This is a genomic window from Thioclava sediminum, from assembly GCF_002020355.1.
In the GTDB taxonomy this organism is placed as follows: Bacteria; Pseudomonadota; Alphaproteobacteria; order Rhodobacterales; family Rhodobacteraceae; genus Thioclava; species Thioclava sediminum.
Window position 1 is genome coordinate 16164 of the sequence record NZ_MPZV01000004.1, and the last position, 17094, is coordinate 33257.

Consider the following 17094-nt stretch of genomic DNA (forward strand, 5'->3'; position numbering starts at 1 on the left):
ACCGCTTTCAACTCAAGGAGCCAACACCATGAGCTACACCATCGATAAACGCCTCACCGATACCACGCTGGAAGAGGCCGACACCCGGACCCGCGAAGCCCTCAAGGAACAGGGCTTCGGCGTGCTCACCGAGATCGACGTGCAGGGCACGATGAAGAAGAAGCTGGACGCGGACATGCCCGGCTACCTGATCCTCGGCGCCTGCAATCCGAAGATGGCGCATCAGGCGATCCAGCTGGAGCCGAATGTCGGCGCGATGCTGCCCTGCAACGTCATTCTGCGGCAGGATGGTTCGGACATCCTCGTCTGCGCGATCGATCCGGAGGCCTCGATGACGGCGATCGACAATCCGCAGCTGAAATCGGTCGCGGGCGAAGTGCGCGACATGCTGGCAAAGGCGATCGACGCCCTTTGAGCTGGAATGACCCCGGCAGCGAGGCCTCCTCCGCTGCCGGGGTCATCGGCGCGCGCGTCCCGCGCAGCCCTTGCATTCGAGAGCCGTTTTGCGGGATATCACGGCCCGACGACTTCCCATGCGAAGTCCCGTTAAGCGAAGGCCAGAATGTCCCAGACCGATCGTCTCAAGACCGACTGTTCCCAATGCGCAGCCCTGTGCTGCCTGGTGCTGGCCTTCGACAAGGGCAAGGATTTCGCCTTCAGCAAGAACCCCGGCGAGCCCTGTCGGCACCTCTGTGGGCACGATTGCTCGATCCACGACAAGCTGACGCAGGAAGGCATGGCGGGCTGCGTCGCCTATGATTGCCTCGGCTCGGGCAATCGTGTCGTGCAAGAGGTCTTCGGCGGGCAAACCTGGCAGAGCGAGCCGCGCCTGATGCCGGTGATGATGGAAGCCTTCTCCGCCATGCGCGAGGTCCATAAGCGGATCGACCTGCTGCGCGCCGCCGAGACCCTGTCGCTGGACGCGAGCGACGAGCGCAAACGGCGCGACTTCCTCGACCAACTCGAACAGCACGAATGGACCCATCCCGAACTGACCGAATTCGAGTTCGGACTGGCGCTCGAGATCGACCTCTTCTTCCACAGCCTCAGCACGTAACGCGCCCCTGCGCCTCGATGCGGCGGGGCCACGCTGAAGCGCTCAACTCCCCGCCAGAGCCGACAAATTTTGACTGCCTGAAGAAGCTGTGATCTGATCCGGGTTGGGCGCTCTGCCCGATCTATCTCAAGAGGCCGAGCGTGCAGCCTGCCTTTCGCACCGAAGCATTGTCGAAGACCTATGGCGAGGGTCCTGCCGCGGTTCACGCGCTCCGAGACGTGACGCTCGAAATTCCGCGCAGCGAGGTCGTCGTGCTGCTGGGCCCCTCGGGTAGCGGCAAATCCACCTTCCTCAACATCATCGGCGGGCTCGACAGGCCAAGCTCGGGTCAGGCGTGGTTCGGCGATCAGAACCTGACCGAAATGTCCGACCGGGCGCTGACGCAATATCGGCGCAGCCATGTCGGCTTCGTCTTCCAGTTCTACAACCTGATGCCCAGCCTCACCGCGCGCGAGAATGTCGATCTGGTGACCGAGATTTCGCATGACCCGATGGATGCGGGCGAGGCGCTGCGGCTGGTGGGGCTGGAGGAACGGCTCGACCATTTCCCGGCGCAGATGTCGGGCGGCGAGCAGCAGCGCGTCGCCATCGCGCGCGCCATCGCGAAGCGTCCGGCGGTGCTGTTTTGCGACGAGCCGACCGGCGCGCTCGACAGCACGACGGGGCGGCGCGTGCTGCAGGTACTCAACGATGTGAATCGCGAACTGGGCACCACCGTGCTGATCGTCACCCATGCGGCGGCGACGGCGGCGATGGCGCATCGCGTGCTGCATTTCACCGATGGCCAATTGCGCGAGACGATCGTCAACGAGACCCGCGCCGATCCTGCCGAGATCGAATGGTGAGCCGATGGCCCTGACCGTCCTCCATCGCAAGCTCTTCCGCGACCTCTGGCGCATCCGGGCGCAGGCGCTTGCGATCTCGGCGGTCGTCGCTCTGGGCGTGATGGTGCAGGTGATGATGGCGGGGCTGACCGATACGCTCACTGTCACCCGCGACGCCTATTTCGAACGGCACCGGCTGGCGCAGGTCTTCGAGCCGCTCACCCGCGCGCCCAGCTCGATGATGGAACAGGTCAACGCCATTCCCGGCGTGCTGGCTGCGGAAGGCCGGATCAGCGGCTTCGGCCGGATCGATGCAGACGGCGGCGAGCCGGTGCAGGCGCGCATCCTGTCGCTGCCCGGCCCGGCGGGGCTGAACGGCATCCTGATGACGGCGGGACGCAAGCCCATCGCCGGGCGCAGCGACGAGGTCGTGCTGCTCGACACATTCGCAGCCGCCCGCGGGATCGCGCTTGGCGACACGCTCGGCGTCACCGTCGAAGGCCGCCACCAAAAACTGCAGGTCGTCGGTTTCGCCCGCGCACCGGAGTTTCTGTTCATGCCCGCACCGGGCGAATTCTTCCCGACCGATGGCCGCTTCGCCGTGATCTGGATGGAGCGCAAGGCCGCTGCCGCCGTGCTCGATCTCGACGGCGCGTTCAACGAGGTGCTGGCGCTCACCACGCGCGAGCGACCGCGCAAGGCGGTGCTGGCCGATCTCGACCGGCTGATGGCGCCCTATGGCGGCGGCGCGGGCTATGTGCAGGACCAGCAGACCTCGGCGCGCTTCATCGAGGAAGAACTCAAAGGCCTGCGCCAGTCGCGGGTGTTTCTGCCGCCGATCTTCCTCGCCGTTGCGGCCTTCCTGCTCAACGTCACGATCACCCGGATCGTGCAGGCCGAGCGGCGCGAGATCGGGTTGATGAAAGCCTTCGGCCATAGCGGCGCGGAGATCGCCGGGCACTACCTCGAAATGGCACTGATGATCGCCTTCGCCGGCGCGCTGCTCGGATCGGCACTGGGCGTGATGCTCGGGCGCTCGATCACCGGGCTCTACATGGAATTCTACAAATTCCCCTATCTCGTCTTCTCGATGCATCCCGGTCCCTTCGCCGGGGGGCTCGCCTTCTCGCTGATCGCCGCCGCGCTCGGTGCGGCGATTGCGCTGCGCACGGTGTTCCGCCTGACGCCCGCCGAGGCGATGCGTCCCCCGGCCCCGCCCGATTTCACCCATGGCCGCGTCGGCTTCCTCGCGACCGTCACGAAAGTCTTCGACCAGCCGGGGCGGATGATCCTGCGCCAGATCACGCGGCAACCGGTGCGCAGCCTCGGCACCGTCGCGGGCGTGGCCGCCGGCCTCGCGCTGAACATGGCCATGCTGATGATCTATTCGGGCTTCGATCACACAATGGATGTCACCTTCGGCTTTGCCGACCGCTCCGACGCGACGGTGAGCTTTATCCACCCCGTCTCGCGCGATGTGACGCATGAGATTGCGCACCTGCCCGGCGTGCTGGAGGCCGAGCCGACGCGCTATGTGCCGGTCCTCTTCCGCAACGGCGTCATCACCCATCGCGGCGAACTGACCGGCCTGTCCGAGGATGCGCAGCTCAACCGCGCGCTGCGGCCCGATCTGGAGCCGATCGCCTTGCCCGCGCAAGGAGTCGTGATCTCGCGGGGGCTCGCGGATGTGCTGAAACTTCAGCCGGGCGAAAACCTCACCGCCGAAGTCACCGAAGGCCGCAAGCGGACCCTCTCGCTGCCGGTCGCGGCGATCTCCGACACCCTGCTGGGCGCTCCGGCCTATATGCGCCTCGACTCGCTGACCCGGGCCGTGGGCGAGGCGGACCGGATCACCTCGGTCTCGATCCGCACCGAAGGCGCCCCGTCGCCGGAGCTTCTGCACGAGCTGCGCGAGCGGCCCAAAGTCGCAGGCGTCTCGATCAAATCCGACAGCCTGGCGGCGTTCCGGGAAATCGCCGACGAGGGCGCGGGCCAGATGCGTTTCGTCTTCGGGGCGATCGCCTTCGTGCTGAGCTTCGGCATCGTCTACAACGCCGCGCGCAACGCCTTTGCCGAACGCGCGCATGAATTGGCGAGCCTGCGCGTCCTTGGCTTCACCCGCGGAGAGGTGACGTTGATCCTGGCCGGGGAGATCACCCTGCTGGTCGCCTGCGCGCTCCCGGTCGGCATCTGGTTCGGCTGGACACTTGCCAAGTTGATCGCACGCGTTTTCTCCAATGAACTCTACAGGGTCAGCGTCAGCTTCGATCTGCCCAGCATCGCGACGGCGGTGCTGGTCGTGGTTTCGGCGACACTGGCCTCGATCCTGATGTTGCGCCGCGCGCTGGATCGGTTGAACATGATTTCGGCGCTCAAGGCGAGGGACTGACCCGTGACACCAAAACCCCGGACCAGATGGCTCATTCTCATCCTGATCGGCCTGATCGCGGCGGGCGCTATCGCTGCGCTGCTTTGGCCGCAGCCGCAGACCGTCGATATGGGCGAGGTCACGCGCGGCCCGATGAAGCTCGTGATCGAGGATGATGGCCGGACCCGCGTGAGCGAAAGCTACACCGTCTCGACCCCGGTCAGCGGCAGGCTGCAACGGCTCGATATCCATGTCGGCGATCATGTCGTCGCGAATGAGACGGTCGTCGCCCGGATGCGCCCCGCCCTGCCCGCCGTTCTGGATGCGCGCAGCCGGGCGCAGGCAGAGGCCGCGCTGGCCGAGGCTCAAGCCGCGCTGAGCGCCGCCGAGGGCGATTACCGCGCCGCCGTCGCGATGCGCGAACAGGCCGATAGCGATCTCGCGCGGTCGCAGCGGCTCGCGCTTTCGGGCACGATCAGCCAGTCCAAGCTGGACCGCGATCAGATCAATGCCGATTACGCCACCGCGCAGGAAGCCGCGGCGAAAGCTGCCATCGCGATGCGCGAGGCGGCGCTGGCCTCGGCGAAATCCGTGCTGCAGAACGATGCCGCCGCGAACAACAGCGACGGGGTCGAGCCGATCCCGCTTTATGCCCCCGCGACCGGAACGGTGCTGCAAATTCTGCAGGAGAACGAGACCGTGCTCTCTGCGGGCTCCCCGATCATGGAGATCGGCGACATCTCGGAGGGGCTCGAGGTGGTGGCCGATCTTCTCTCGCGCGATGCGGTGCGCGTGCGCCTCGGCGATCCGGTGGAGATCACCGATTGGGGCGGGCCGGATGTGCTGGAGGGCAAGGTGGTCCGCATCGATCCGTCGGGCACGACGAAGGTGTCCGCCTTGGGCGTCGAGGAGCAACGCGTCGGCGTGGTCATCGCCTTCACCGGCGATTCCGCGCAGCGGGCCGGTCTGGGCCACGGCTTTCAGGTGACCGCCCGGATCGTGGTATGGCAGAACCCCGACGCGCTGCGGGTGCCGTCGAGCGCCCTGTTCCGGCGCGGCACCGGCTGGGCCGTCTTCAAGGTCGAGGACGGGCGCGCGCGGGAAGTGAACGTGAAAATCGGGACCGACAATGGCACCTATGCCGAGCTTCAGGACGGCCTCAGCGAGGGCGACAAGGTCGTACTCTATCCGGTCGAGACGCTGGAAGACGGCGCACCGGTGGAGGCCCGATCCGGCGGTTAAGTTGCGCCTCACGCCCCGCCCCAACCACCTCGCGAGGAATCACGAAGCCGCACGAAAAGCGCACCAACCGATCAAAGATGCTTGGGGCATCGCCCAAAAAGCCATCACTTGAGAGTTTTTTGCGCCCAAATGCCAAGCGGGTCGCAATCCGGGCGGCATTTGCCCCCTCTCCACCTTTGGAAACGCACCAAGGTCATGCCCGAATGAGGGCGCAGGGCGCTTAGGGTTCCGTTGCCGACAAGGCAGGTCTGGTCCGAGAAGTGCCACCCACGCGGCAAATTCCGTGCGGGCACACGGCGGGCCAAAATCCCGGGAGATTACTGCGCAGGTTTGACCCGCGCCTCATCTCTTGTTCCGCCAGCGGGTCGGCCTCTACGCCATAGAAAGGCGGGACGCATGCCAACGGGGAAGACCATGACCAGAACGAAATTCCTGTCCGCCACGGCCCTCAGCTTGGGCGTTATCGCCGCCTCTCTCTCGCCCGCGATGGCCGAGCAGAAAACCGATTTCAAACTCGCATGGTCGATCTATGCCGGCTGGATGCCCTGGGGCTATCTGGACAGCTCGGGGATCATGGACAAATGGGCCGAGAAATACGGCATCACCGTCGATATCGTTCAGATCAACGACTACGTGGAATCGATCAACCAATACACCGCGGGCGGCTTCGATGGCGTCTCGGCGACGAACATGGACACGCTCTCGATCCCGTCGGGCGGCGGCGTCGACACGACCGCGCTGATCGTCGGCGACTATTCCGACGGCAATGACGCGATCATCTCGAAGAAAGCGACCTCGATCGAGGAGCTGAAGGACACCAAGGTGAACCTCGTCGAGCTGTCGGTCTCGCATTACCTGCTGGCGCGCGCGCTCGATAAAGCCGGGCTGGCCGAGAAGGATCTGGCCGGCGTGGTGAACACCTCCGACGCCGACATGATCGCCGCCTTCGCGACCCCCGAGGTCGAGACCGTCGTGACTTGGAACCCGCTGGTGTCGGAAATCCTCGATTCCAACCCCGATGCGAACAAGCTCTTCGACAGCTCGCAGATCCCGGGCGAGATCCTCGATCTGATGGTGGTGAATACCGAGACGCTCAAGGACAATCCCGATTTCGGCAAGGCCGTGGTCGGCGCCTGGTATGAGGTCATGTCGAAGATGGCCGCAGGCGACGAAGAGGCCCTGACCGCGATGGCCGAGGCTGCCGGCACCGATCTCGAAGGCTACAAGGCGCAGCTCGCCGCGACGGCGATGTTCTACGATCCGGCCAAGGCGGTCGAGCAGGCTTCGAGCGCAGAGATGCCCGAGACCATGACCACGGTCGCGAACTTCCTGTTCGACAAGGGCATCCTTGGTGTCGATGCACCCTCGGCCGATTTCGTGGGCGTCGAATATCCTGACGGCAAAGTCACGGGCGACGAAGCCAATGTGAAGCTGCGCTTCGACACGACCTACATGCAGATGGCGGCCGACGGCGCGCTTTGATCTGACTTGCCCGGCCTTCGGGCCGGGCCCTTTTCCGACAATTGCCGAAAGCGCCCATGCGTTTGCTCAACCGACATCCGACCCGGCCCACCGGCATCCTGCTGGCCGCGCTGCCCTTCGTGGCGGTGCTCATCGCCTATTGGATCGGCTCGGAAATCCGGCTCGCGGCGAACCCGCAAGACAAGCTTCTGCCCGCGCCCGAGACCATCATGAACACCGCCGGGCGGCTCTTCACCGAGCCGAACAAGCGTACCGGCGAAATCCTCCTCTGGGCCGATACCTTCGCGAGCCTGCGGCGTCTGGCCTTCGGTGTCGGCATCGGGGCACTGATCTCGCTGACGGTCGGGGTGGGGATCGGGTTGCTGCCTTACGTCCGGCGCGGATTGTCCAGCTTCGTCGCGGTGCTCTCGATGGTGCCGCCGCTGGCGCTGCTGCCGATCCTCTTCATCGTGTTCGGGTTGGGCGAGACCTCGAAAATCGTGCTGATCGTGATCGGCATCACGCCCTTCCTGATCCGCGACCTCTCGCAGCGGGTGCTCGACATTCCGCACGAAGAGATCGTGAAGGCGCAGACGCTCGGGGCCTCCACATGGGTCATCGCGCTGCGTGTGGTGCTGCCGCAAATCCTGCCGCGCCTGATCGCGGCCATCCGCCTGTCGCTTGGCGCCGCGTGGCTCTTCCTCATTGCCGCAGAAGCCGTCGCGGCCGAGGTCGGCCTTGGCTACCGCATCTTCCTCGTCCGGCGTTACCTCGCGATGGATATCATCCTGACCTACGTCATCTGGATCACGCTGCTCGCCTTCCTGATCGACTTTGCGCTCAAGACGCTCTCGCGCAAAGCCTTCCCGTGGCTGGGAGGTGGGCTATGAGCTTCGTCACCGTCCGCGATGTCTTTCAGGAATACGACGGTCGTCCGATCATCGAACGCGTCAATCTCGACGTGGCCGAGGGCGAGTTCGTCTCGATCGTCGGCGCATCCGGCTGCGGCAAATCCACCTTCCTGCGGCTTCTGCTGGCCGACGAGACGCCCACGCGCGGGCGCATCACCGTCGATGGCGGCACGCCCGCGCGCGAGCCGGGCCGCGAGCGCGGCGTGGTGTTCCAGAAATACTCGGTCTTCCCGCATATGACGGTGCGCGACAACATCGTCGCCGCCGAGAGTTTCCCGAAAGGCTGGGGCTGGTTTCGCGGCGCGAAGCTGCGCGAGGCCCGGGCGCGCGCCGATGAGGTTCTCGAACGGATCGGGCTGGCCCATGTGGCGAAGAACTACCCCTCGACCCTCTCGGGCGGGATGCAGCAACGCCTCGCCATCGGGCAGGCGCTGCACGCGCGGCCCCGCATCCTGTTGCTCGACGAGCCCTTCGGCGCGCTCGATCCGGGCACGCGACTTTCGATGCACGAATTTCTGACGCAGCTGCGCGCTGAGACCAGCATGACCGTCTTCATGGTGACCCATGATCTGGGCGAGGGCTTCAAACTGGGCGACCGCGTTCTCGTGTTCGACAAGACCCGCTGGGATCCGGATTATCCCGAACGCTACGGTGCGACGATCACCTATGATTTCGACGCCCGCGATCACGGCATTCCGTATCAGCACATCCTCGACAAGATCCCGTCTCTGGCCGCCGCAAGCGAACCCGCGCCCGCGCCGAACTGAGATCAAAGTTTCACCGCGCGCGCCGCTGGGCCCCGCGCGCGGGCCGCCGCCAAGGTCCAGACAGCCTGCCCCGATCCGGGGCTTCGATAGATTGGAGACAGAGATGTTCCATGACCTGCCAGGCGGGCGATCGCGCCCGCACCACCCGCAAGCGGCCATCGCGGCGCATGCCCTGCGCGAGCGCCGCCAGCACCACCCGGACCTGACCAAGCTCGCCGGCTGGAAGGCGATGCGCAAAGAGGCGGAACTCCCCGAGGGCCGCTGGGATGAGGAACGCCGCTGGGCGCTGCGCATGGGTCTGACCGGCGCGGACAGCATCGAGGACAAGTCGATCCCGACCTTCGCGCGCGGCGAGCTGCCCCATTACGCGGGCATCAACACCTTCCTGAAAGCGCCCTATGCCGAAGACGTGCTGGAGGTCTCGCATTACGACGCGACCGTGCTGGGCATCCCCTTCGACGGCGGCACCACCTATCGCGCGGGCACCCGCTTCGGGCCGCAGGGCGTGCGCAAGATCTCCGCGCTCTACACGCCCTACAACTACGAGATCGGCGTCGACCTGCGCGAGCAGATGACGCTCTGCGATGCGGGCGACGTGTTCACCATCCCGGCGAATATCGAGAAGAGCTTCGACCAGATCAGCCGCGCGGTCAGCCACGTCTTCTCCTCGGGCTCGCTCCCGATCATGATCGGCGGCGACCACTCGATCGGCTTTCCCTGCGTGCGCGGTATCGCGGAATGCACCTCGAAGAAGATCGGTATCGTCCATTTCGACCGCCATGCCGACATTCAGGAAAAAGACCTCGACGAGCGGATGCACACCACCCCGTGGTTCCACTCGACCAACCTGCCCAACGTGCCCGCAAAGAACCTCGTGCAGATCGGCATCGGCGGCTGGCAGGTTCCGCGCGAGGCGGTGAAGGTCGCGCGCGAGCGTGAGACCAACATCATCACCATGGGCGACATGGAGAAGATGGGCATCGACAAGACGATCGAGATGGCGCTGGAGATGGCGTGGGACGGCGTCGACATGGTCTACATGTCCTTCGATATCGACTCGATCGACTGCGGCTTCGTGCCCGGCACCGGCTGGCCCGAACCGGGCGGGTTCCTGCCGCGCGAGGCGCTGGCACTGGCCTCCGGCATTGCGGCCGAGGGCATCTGCGGTATGGAGCTGGTCGAGGTCGCGCCGCCCTATGACGTGTCCGACATCACCGCGCTGATGGGCACGCGGGTGATCGTGGACGTGCTGGGCTCGCTGGTCGCCAATGGCAAACTCGGCGCGCATCGCAAGCATATCGACAAGCCCGTTTCGCTGCCGCATGGCGAATTCGAGGGCAAGCGCTGGTCGAATTCCGAACCGCATAAGGTGGGCTGAGCCATGCCGCATGATCACGCCCCCCACGGGCACCATCACCACCACGATCACGGGCACAGCCACGGGCATTCGCACGACCACGCGCATCACGGGCATGGCCATAACCACGCCCATGGCGAGCATCTGCACAGCCACATGCATCACGAGGACGAGGCGGCGGACCTGCAGGTTCTGGCCACCCAGTTCATCGACGGCTTCATGCAGGCCTCCGACAAGACGAGCTATCTCAAGCTCGCGGGCGTTCCCTTCGAGCGTCCTTCGTCCACGGGGCCGAAGTCGCTGAAACTCGTGGATGTGGAGCTGAAGACCGAATGGCAGGTGGGCACCGCCTCGCCCTCCTTCGGCTCGCGCGAATTGTCCTACCTTCCGTTCCCGGGCGAGATGGTCCGCGAACGCACCAACATGTCGCTGATCTACGTGTCGATGGACGAGAAATCCGTCCTCGACATCCGCGACTTCCTGACTCAACGCAAGAAAGAGATCGACCAATGAAGACGACCTTCGCAACGCTTCTGGGCGCAACGCTCGCCAGCCCCGCCCTCGCGCATTCCGGCACGCAATTCCATACCCACGGAGTCGAGCCGATGCTGATCGTCGGCGTCGCCGCCCTCGCGGTCTATGGCATCGTCGAATTCGTCAGATCGCGCCGCTGATTTTTCGAAACGACCTTACAAGGCGCCTCGACGGGCGCCTTGTTCACTCCGACTCCCCGAGCCCCGCAAGCTTTCGCATATGCCACGCCAGCGCCTGGTTCGAGCTGAGCACCGGCATCCCGAGCTCCGCCTTCAACTCCGGCAAAATCCCCCGCGTCCGCAGGTTGGTGCAGGACAGGAAAATCCCGTCCAGCTTGGCCTGCCCCGCAAGGTTCCGCGCCGCCTCCGCGATCGAGGCCGGATCGATCCGCGCCACCCGCGCCTCAACCTCCTCGCCGAAAGACAGCGTCGCGGGGACGGTGATCCCCGCGGCGACAAAGGCCGCCCGCAAAGGCTCCGCGACCGAGGCGACATAGGGCGAGACGATGCCCACGCGCTCCAGCCCAAGATCGGAGATCGCAGCCAGCGCGGCGCTCAGCGGATCGGTCACCTGCTGCGTCGTGACGCCCGCCATGACATTCGCCCGTACCTCGCCCGGCCCGATCAGCGCTGCGCCCGAGGTGCAGCCATAGCCCACCACATCGAACTTCGCCGCAGGCGGCAGCAGCGCCGCCGCGCCGCTCAGCGCACGCTCCATCTCGGCGATGCTCGACGGGGTCAGGTCATCGCCGGAATGGACGCGCGTGACATGCATCCGCGCGTCGCCCGGCGGGATGTAGCTGCGGAATTCGTCCTCGATGGTCTCGTCCACGCGCAGCACGATCAGCCCCATCGTTGGCGTGGCGTCTTCGCGAAGGCGATAGGGGAAATCGGCCATCAGTTCAGCTCCGGCAGGGTTTCGGGGGCGCGCGGCGACAGCAGTTCCGCCCCGGTCGCACGCAGGACGATGTTTTCCTCGTGGACCAACAGGCGGCGCAGGCCATCCGCAGTCTCGACCCACGCGCCGGGTTCCAGCGTCAGCACCATGCCCTCGCGCAGTTCGGTGCCGTCGCGCGGGGTGAAGGAGGGCCATTCCGTCAGGGTGATCCCCAGCCCGTGCCCCAAGCGCCCGCCGCCCGCCGCGACACCGCGCGCCGCCAGCCCCTCGACCAGCAGACGATGCGCATCATGCGCCCGCATCCCGGGCCGCAGCTGCGCCATCACCGCCTCGGTCACCTCCCACAGCGCGGCATGGGTGCGCCGCACCGGATCGGACACCGGGCCGACCGAGAAATTGCGATCGAAGTCGCAGAAATACCCGTCGCGCACCGCGCCGGTATCCAGCATCAGCACGTCGCCCACCTGCAGCGGCTCGGGCCCGGCAGGCGAGATCACATCGTCATAGCCCGATGGCCCCGCCGCCCCGGCGACATAGCTGACCCAGTCGGCCCCCTCCTCCAGAAGCGCGGACTGGAAGGCGCGGAAAATCCCGTCGAGCGGACGCCCCTGCCCCGCGAATTCCGGCACCCGCGCGAAGGCACGGCCCGCAATGGCGCAGGCCATGCGGATCTTCTCGATCTCCGCCGCGCTCTTGATCTCGCGCACCCGCTGGATCGCGGCGGTGCCGTCGACGAAGCGCCGCGGCGCGATACGCTCCCCGAGCCGCGTGAAATCCGCGAGCGGCATCCGCAGATGCGTCTCCAAGCCCATCGGCACGCCGATCCGCGCGCTCTCGGGCAGCAGATCGCAGAGCGTCTCGGCAAGCAGGCTCACCCCGTCATCCGTCGGATCGGGCGCCTCCCAAGTGCGGACCTGCGTCATCCATGTGCGGCCCATCAGTTCCGCCCCGATGGAGGGGATCACCGCGACCGGCGCACCGCTGGCCGGAACGATCACGAACCACGGGCGCGCGGGGCTTTCCCAGAACCGGGTCAGGAAGCCCGTGACGTAGAAGATATCCGCAGCCGAGGTCAGGAACAGCGCATCCAGACCCTGTGCGCTCATTTCGGCCTGCAGGCGAGCGACGCGGGTGCGAAACTCCTCGGCCGGAAAGATGAGCGAGCGCTCAGCCATCTTCCGGGCCTTCGCTGAGGATCGCCAACACGCGCGCCTCGGGGTCAAGCGACAGCCCGGCAAGCAGAGCCGCCAGCCCGGCCCCGCCCGAAGGCGTCGTGGCCAGCCCGTGTGCTGCGAGGATATCGACGCCGGACTGCGCCTCGGCTTCGGTGATCGTGGCGAAGCGATCCGCATCGCGCGACAGACCCGCCAGCGCCACCATCGACGGCGTCTTGCAATCGAGCCGCCCCATCGCCGAGACCGGCCCTTCCGTGCTCACCAGATGGCCTGCGCGAATGCTCTCGATCAGCGCAGGCGCCGCATCGGGTTCGACCACGATGATCTCAGGCCCGTCACCCCAAGTGAGCCGCGCATGCGCCGCGACGGCGGCCGCCAGACCGCCGACCCCCGCCTGCAGCAGGATATGGGTGGGCGGCGCGTCGATCTGCGCGACGGCCTCGGCGGCAAGCTGGGTGTAGCCCTCCATCACCCGCAGCGGCAGATCGACATAGCCCTCCCACGAGCTGTCCGACAGAAGCGTCCAGCCATTCTCCGCGGCGGCTGTCTCGGCGGCCTCCATGCTCGCTTGATACTCCGCGCCAGCCCGCACGACCTCGGCCCCGCGTGCCTCCAACCGTGCGGCGAAGGCGGCGGGCACGGTCTCGGCCAGATAGATGATCGCGCGGGCCCCGAAAATCCGCGCGCCTGCCGCGACCGAGAGACCGTGGTTGCCTGCACTGGCCGCGACATAGGTCTCACCGGAGAGGGCCGTTTGCAGGTCACCACCCTCGGCGCGCGCCGCCGCCTCCCGGGCGATCGCATGGACCGCGCCCAGCGCCTTGAAGCTGCCGAGCCCCATCCGCTCACGCTCGTCCTTGATCCAGACCTCGCCGACCCCGGCGCGCTCCGCAATTTCGAGCGCCGCGCGCAGCGGGGTCTCGCGATGTGCCGGACATTGGGCAAGCAGGCTGGCCACGCCCGAGGCGTCCGCGATGGGCTGAACACCCTCCGGGTCGAGCCCGTCACCGCGCCAGGGATTGTCTATGATGATCGGCATATCGGCCCCTCGCTGCGATGGAAGCAGGCCCATAAGGCAACGAGACGTCCGCGCACGCAATGACCTTTTCAGACAGGCCATTGCGCGACATCGTGAGGCGCGTCAGTCGGCCTCTTTCACCGCCGAGAGGAATTGCTGCGTACGCTCTTTCTGCGGGTTGCCGAAGAGATCCTCGGGGGCGCCCTGCTCCTCGATCTTGCCGTCGAAGAAGAAGCAGACCCGGTCCGAGATGTCCTTCGCGAAGCCCATCTGGTGCGTCACCATCAGCATCGTCAGATTGTGCTTCTCCACGAGCGACCGGATCACATTGGTCACCTCGCCGATCACCTCCGGATCGAGCGCGGAGGTCACCTCGTCGAACAGCATCACCTTGGGACGCATCGCCAGCGCCCGCGCGATTGCGACGCGCTGCTGCTGACCGCCCGAAAGCCGCGAGGGATGCTGGTCGCGCTTGTCGGACATGCCCACGAGCTCCAGCAGTTCTTCGGCCCGTTCGCGCGCCTCGGCCTTCTTCATGCCCAGAACCTGCACCGGCCCTTCCATGCAATTCTCCAGCGCGGTCATATGCGGGAAGAGGTTGAAATGCTGGAAGCACATGCCGATCTGGCTGCGGGCCTTGCGCAGATATTTGCGGTCCGCAGGCACCAGCTTGCCGTTTTTCTCCATATGGGTCAGCGGCTTGCCGTCCACGTAGATCACGCCCTCGTTGATCGTCTCGAGCGTCATCAGCATCCGCAGCACGGTCGTTTTGCCCGAGCCGGACGGGCCGATGATCGTGACCATTTCCCCCTCGGCCACGTCGAGATCGAGCTGGTCGAGCACCACCAGATCGCCATAGCGCTTGGTGACTTTCAGGAACCGCACCATCGGCACATTGTCGCCCGTCAGTTCGAGCGGATAGTTCGAAAGGTCTTCCATCATTTCAATCCGAGTTTACGCCGCACGCGATCCTCGAAGACGCGGATCAGGGCAGCGGTGGGAAGCGAGATGGCGAGGAAGATGATCCCCACCAGCGTATAGGGTTCGAGATAGCGATAGCTCGACGAGCCGATCGCATTCGCGGTGTGCATCAGTTCTGCCACCCCGATCACCGAGAGCATCGGCGTATCCTTGAAGATCCCCACGAGGTAATTGCCCATCCCCGCCAGCGCGGGCGGAATGGCCTGCGGGATCACGATGCGCCAATAGGTATCGCGGGTCGACATGTTGAGCGCGGTGCAGGCCTCCCATTGGCCTTTCGGCACCGCGTCGAGACCGCCGCGATAGACCTCCGACAGATAGGCCGAATAGTGCAGACCGATCGCGATCATGCCCGCCGTCCACGGCCCCAGCTTCAGACCGAATTGCGGGCCGACGTAATAGACGAAGAAGATCTGCAGGATCAGAGGCGTCGAGCGGATGAACTCGATGAATTCGCGCACGACCTTGGTCAGGACCCAGTAGGGCGTGCGTTGGGCCAGCGCGAAGACCATGCCCAGCACCACCGCGATGGCATAGCCGAAGCCCGCTGCCATCAGCGTATTGAGCGTCGCATGCATCAGCTTGGGCAGAATTTCCCAAGTGAATTCCCAGTTCCAGTTGAACCCCATGGATCAGGCCCTCCCCAGCTTGCGCCGCATGACCAGCTCCAGCCAGCGCATGAACGGCGTCACGATGAAGCGCGCGAAGACGTAGTAGATGATCAGCGCGGTGCCGAAGGTCTGCGCCGACAGGAAGGTGGAGCCGTTGATCTGCTTCGCTTCGAACATCAGGTCCGACACGGAGATCAGCGCGACCAGCGCGGTGTTCTTCAGCAGTTCGATCAGCAGGTTGCCCCAAGGCGGCAGCATGTTGACGAAAGCCTGCGGCAGGATGATCCGCCACATCCGCCTCATCGGGCTCATCGACAGCGCATAGGCCGCCTCCCACTGCCCTTTCGGCACGGATTGGATGCCGCCGCGCACCAGCTCGGCGCCGTAGGCCCCGAGGTTCATCCCCACGGCGACGAAGCCTGCGGTGAATTTCGGCAGCGTCAGCCCGAACAGCGGCAGCACGAAGAAGATCCAGTACAGCTGGACCAGCAGTGAGGTGCCGCGGAAAATTTCGATATAGACGACGGCGATGCCCCGGATCAGCCCGTTGCGCGAAAGCTTCATAAGCCCGGCAATAAGCGCGATGACGATCGCCAGAGCGGAGGCCAGGAAGAACTGCCCCGCCGTCACGAGCGTGCCGTCCCAGAAGCGCGGCCCGTATTCTTTCAAAAATTCTATGTAACTCATTCCCGTCCCGCCCCGGCGGTGAATGTCAAAATGGACGGGCCATGCGCTGGCCCGTCCATGTCTTCAGCAGCTGCGCTTAGCGCATCTCGCAGACTTCTGCGGCGGTCTTGTCGCCCGGCAGGTTGCCTTTCGAGTAGCCGTACTCGCCGACCGCTTTCATCATCGCATCCGAACCGAGATACTTCTTCTGGGCTTCGTTGAACTTGTCGACGAAGTCCTGATCCGCCTTGCGGAAGCCGATGCCGACCCAGTTCTGGGTCCATTCGGGAAGCTGGCTCACATCCGACACTTCAACCGAACCGTCCGATTGCTTGGCGAGGTTCTGCGCAGTGAAGTAGGTCACGCCACCTGCATCCGCGCGGCCCGCTTTCACGGCGGCGAGGATTTCGGTCGGACCCGGCACGGTCATGACATTGCTGTCTTCGATGCCGCCCTTGGCTGCGGATTCCACCTGGTTGTAGCCCGCACCCGTCACGAAGGTCGCGCCAGCCTTGGCGACCTGCTCGTAGTTGTTCAGGTCCTTCGGGTTGCCCTTCGGCACGATGAACGCATCGCCCACCTTCGCCATCGGCTCCGAGAACGCGACGTTCTGGCAGCGCGAGTTGAGGATGTAGAGACCGCCGGTGACCATGTCGAAGCGGTTCGCGTTGAGGCCCGGGATCAGCCCGCCCCAATCGGTCACGACGGGGGTGATGTTGTCATAACCCATCTCGTGGAGCACACCCAGAACATAGGCGTTCACGAAGCCCAGCGGCTTGTTGTCTTCGCCCGGATAGGCCCACGGAACTTCGTTCGCAAAGCCGATGCGGATCGGCTCGCCCGAATTGATACGGTCCATCAGGGGTCCGGCCAGTGCGGCGGTCGCGCTCATCGCGAGGCCCATACCGGCAGCGGCGACAGATTTCCAAATCGATTTCATGCGTCTCTCCTGTTGGCTCTTGTTAACGGAAAGCCGACAGCCTTCCGCGCTTGATGTACACAACACCTATGAGATTCCGGGGAGTGTCAAGCAGATCACATTGATTATACAGGGTTGCCAGACAGATATCGTGTGCTCGAAGTGGGCTGCGCGCATATGTTGTGTACCAATGCCGGAGCTTTGAGGAGGGAAGCGGCGCGCATCTGCACCTGCGCCGGCCCTCGCTGCCGCCTCGCGCGGTTTACGCTACGCAATGAAACTCCGTATGTGCGGACAAAATCCGCC

Annotated in this window: 18 protein-coding genes and 1 riboswitch; of the genes, 11 read left to right on the top strand and 7 right to left on the bottom strand. The window is 65.3% G+C overall.

Annotated features, from left to right (window positions below; genetic code table 11):
* Positions 1 to 28 precede the first annotated feature (28 nt).
* The 11 genes from BMI91_RS15370 to BMI91_RS19885 all read left to right on the top strand — a co-directional run bounded on the left by BMI91_RS15370 (position 29) and on the right by BMI91_RS19885 (position 10661).
* Positions 29 to 415, top strand: a complete 387-nt coding sequence (locus BMI91_RS15370; protein ID WP_078522769.1) for a DUF302 domain-containing protein — start codon at positions 29 to 31, stop codon at positions 413 to 415.
* Positions 416 to 562: 147 nt separating this feature from the next.
* Positions 563 to 1057, top strand: a complete 495-nt coding sequence (locus tag BMI91_RS15375) for a hypothetical protein (protein ID WP_078605798.1) — start codon at positions 563 to 565, stop codon at positions 1055 to 1057.
* 140 nt (positions 1058 to 1197) lie between these two features.
* Positions 1198 to 1902, top strand: a complete 705-nt coding sequence (locus BMI91_RS15380; protein ID WP_078541410.1) for an ABC transporter ATP-binding protein — start codon at positions 1198 to 1200, stop codon at positions 1900 to 1902.
* A gap of 4 nt (positions 1903 to 1906) precedes the next feature.
* Entirely contained in the window at positions 1907 to 4270 is a 2364-nt protein-coding gene (locus BMI91_RS15385; protein ID WP_158522181.1) for an ABC transporter permease, read from the top strand.
* A 3-nt stretch (positions 4271 to 4273) separates the two neighbouring features.
* A complete protein-coding gene (locus BMI91_RS15390; protein WP_078605800.1) occupies positions 4274 to 5491 on the top strand; it encodes an efflux RND transporter periplasmic adaptor subunit in 1218 nt (405 codons plus the stop codon).
* A gap of 209 nt (positions 5492 to 5700) precedes the next feature.
* Positions 5701 to 5809, top strand: a riboswitch (guanidine-I (ykkC/yxkD leader).
* A gap of 96 nt (positions 5810 to 5905) precedes the next feature.
* Positions 5906 to 6973 (top strand): putative urea ABC transporter substrate-binding protein, encoded by a 1068-nt coding sequence (locus BMI91_RS15395; RefSeq protein WP_078605801.1) that lies wholly within the window; start codon positions 5906 to 5908, stop codon positions 6971 to 6973.
* 56 nt (positions 6974 to 7029) lie between these two features.
* The gene (locus BMI91_RS15400; protein WP_078522763.1) at positions 7030 to 7842 is read left to right on the top strand and encodes an ABC transporter permease; all 813 of its coding nucleotides are present in this window, start codon (positions 7030 to 7032) and stop codon (positions 7840 to 7842) included.
* A complete protein-coding gene (locus BMI91_RS15405; protein WP_078605802.1) occupies positions 7839 to 8630 on the top strand; it encodes an ABC transporter ATP-binding protein in 792 nt (263 codons plus the stop codon). The genes BMI91_RS15400 and BMI91_RS15405 overlap by 4 nt, the downstream gene beginning before the upstream one ends.
* Positions 8631 to 8733: 103 nt before the next feature.
* The gene (locus BMI91_RS15410; RefSeq protein WP_146673635.1) at positions 8734 to 10008 is read left to right on the top strand and encodes an agmatinase family protein; all 1275 of its coding nucleotides are present in this window, start codon (positions 8734 to 8736) and stop codon (positions 10006 to 10008) included.
* 3 nt (positions 10009 to 10011) lie between these two features.
* Entirely contained in the window at positions 10012 to 10500 is a 489-nt protein-coding gene (locus BMI91_RS15415) for a hypothetical protein (protein ID WP_078551097.1), read from the top strand.
* Positions 10497 to 10661: a peptidase M23 gene (locus BMI91_RS19885; RefSeq protein WP_146684121.1), complete on the top strand. Its 165-nt coding sequence runs from the start codon at positions 10497 to 10499 to the stop codon at positions 10659 to 10661. Before BMI91_RS15415 ends, BMI91_RS19885 begins: the two co-directional genes overlap by 4 nt.
* A gap of 43 nt (positions 10662 to 10704) precedes the next feature.
* Here the strand turns inward: BMI91_RS19885 and BMI91_RS15420 are convergent, their stop codons facing one another.
* The 7 genes from BMI91_RS15420 to ehuB form a co-directional block, all read right to left on the bottom strand.
* Entirely contained in the window at positions 10705 to 11418 is a 714-nt protein-coding gene (locus BMI91_RS15420; RefSeq protein ID WP_078605803.1) for a maleate cis-trans isomerase family protein, read from the bottom strand.
* Entirely contained in the window at positions 11418 to 12593 is a 1176-nt protein-coding gene (locus BMI91_RS15425) for a M24 family metallopeptidase (protein ID WP_078605804.1), read from the bottom strand. The genes BMI91_RS15420 and BMI91_RS15425 overlap by 1 nt, the downstream gene beginning before the upstream one ends.
* A complete protein-coding gene (locus tag BMI91_RS15430) occupies positions 12586 to 13632 on the bottom strand; it encodes a pyridoxal-phosphate dependent enzyme (protein ID WP_078605805.1) in 1047 nt (348 codons plus the stop codon). The genes BMI91_RS15425 and BMI91_RS15430 overlap by 8 nt, the downstream gene beginning before the upstream one ends.
* Positions 13633 to 13734: 102 nt before the next feature.
* A complete protein-coding gene (gene ehuA / locus BMI91_RS15435; protein ID WP_078522757.1) occupies positions 13735 to 14550 on the bottom strand; it encodes an ectoine/hydroxyectoine ABC transporter ATP-binding protein EhuA in 816 nt (271 codons plus the stop codon).
* Positions 14550 to 15221, bottom strand: coding sequence for an ectoine/hydroxyectoine ABC transporter permease subunit EhuD (gene ehuD, locus BMI91_RS15440; RefSeq protein WP_078541419.1), 672 nt, complete (start codon positions 15219 to 15221; stop codon positions 14550 to 14552). The genes ehuA and ehuD overlap by 1 nt, the downstream gene beginning before the upstream one ends.
* 3 nt (positions 15222 to 15224) lie before the next feature.
* Positions 15225 to 15890 carry an ectoine/hydroxyectoine ABC transporter permease subunit EhuC gene (gene ehuC / locus BMI91_RS15445; RefSeq protein WP_078605806.1) on the bottom strand — a complete coding sequence of 222 codons (666 nt, stop codon included), beginning with the start codon at positions 15888 to 15890 and terminating at the stop codon, positions 15225 to 15227.
* Between the two features lie 76 nt (positions 15891 to 15966).
* Positions 15967 to 16809 carry an ectoine/hydroxyectoine ABC transporter substrate-binding protein EhuB gene (gene ehuB, locus BMI91_RS15450; protein WP_078551091.1) on the bottom strand — a complete coding sequence of 281 codons (843 nt, stop codon included), beginning with the start codon at positions 16807 to 16809 and terminating at the stop codon, positions 15967 to 15969.
* Between the last annotated feature and the right edge of the window lie 285 nt (positions 16810 to 17094).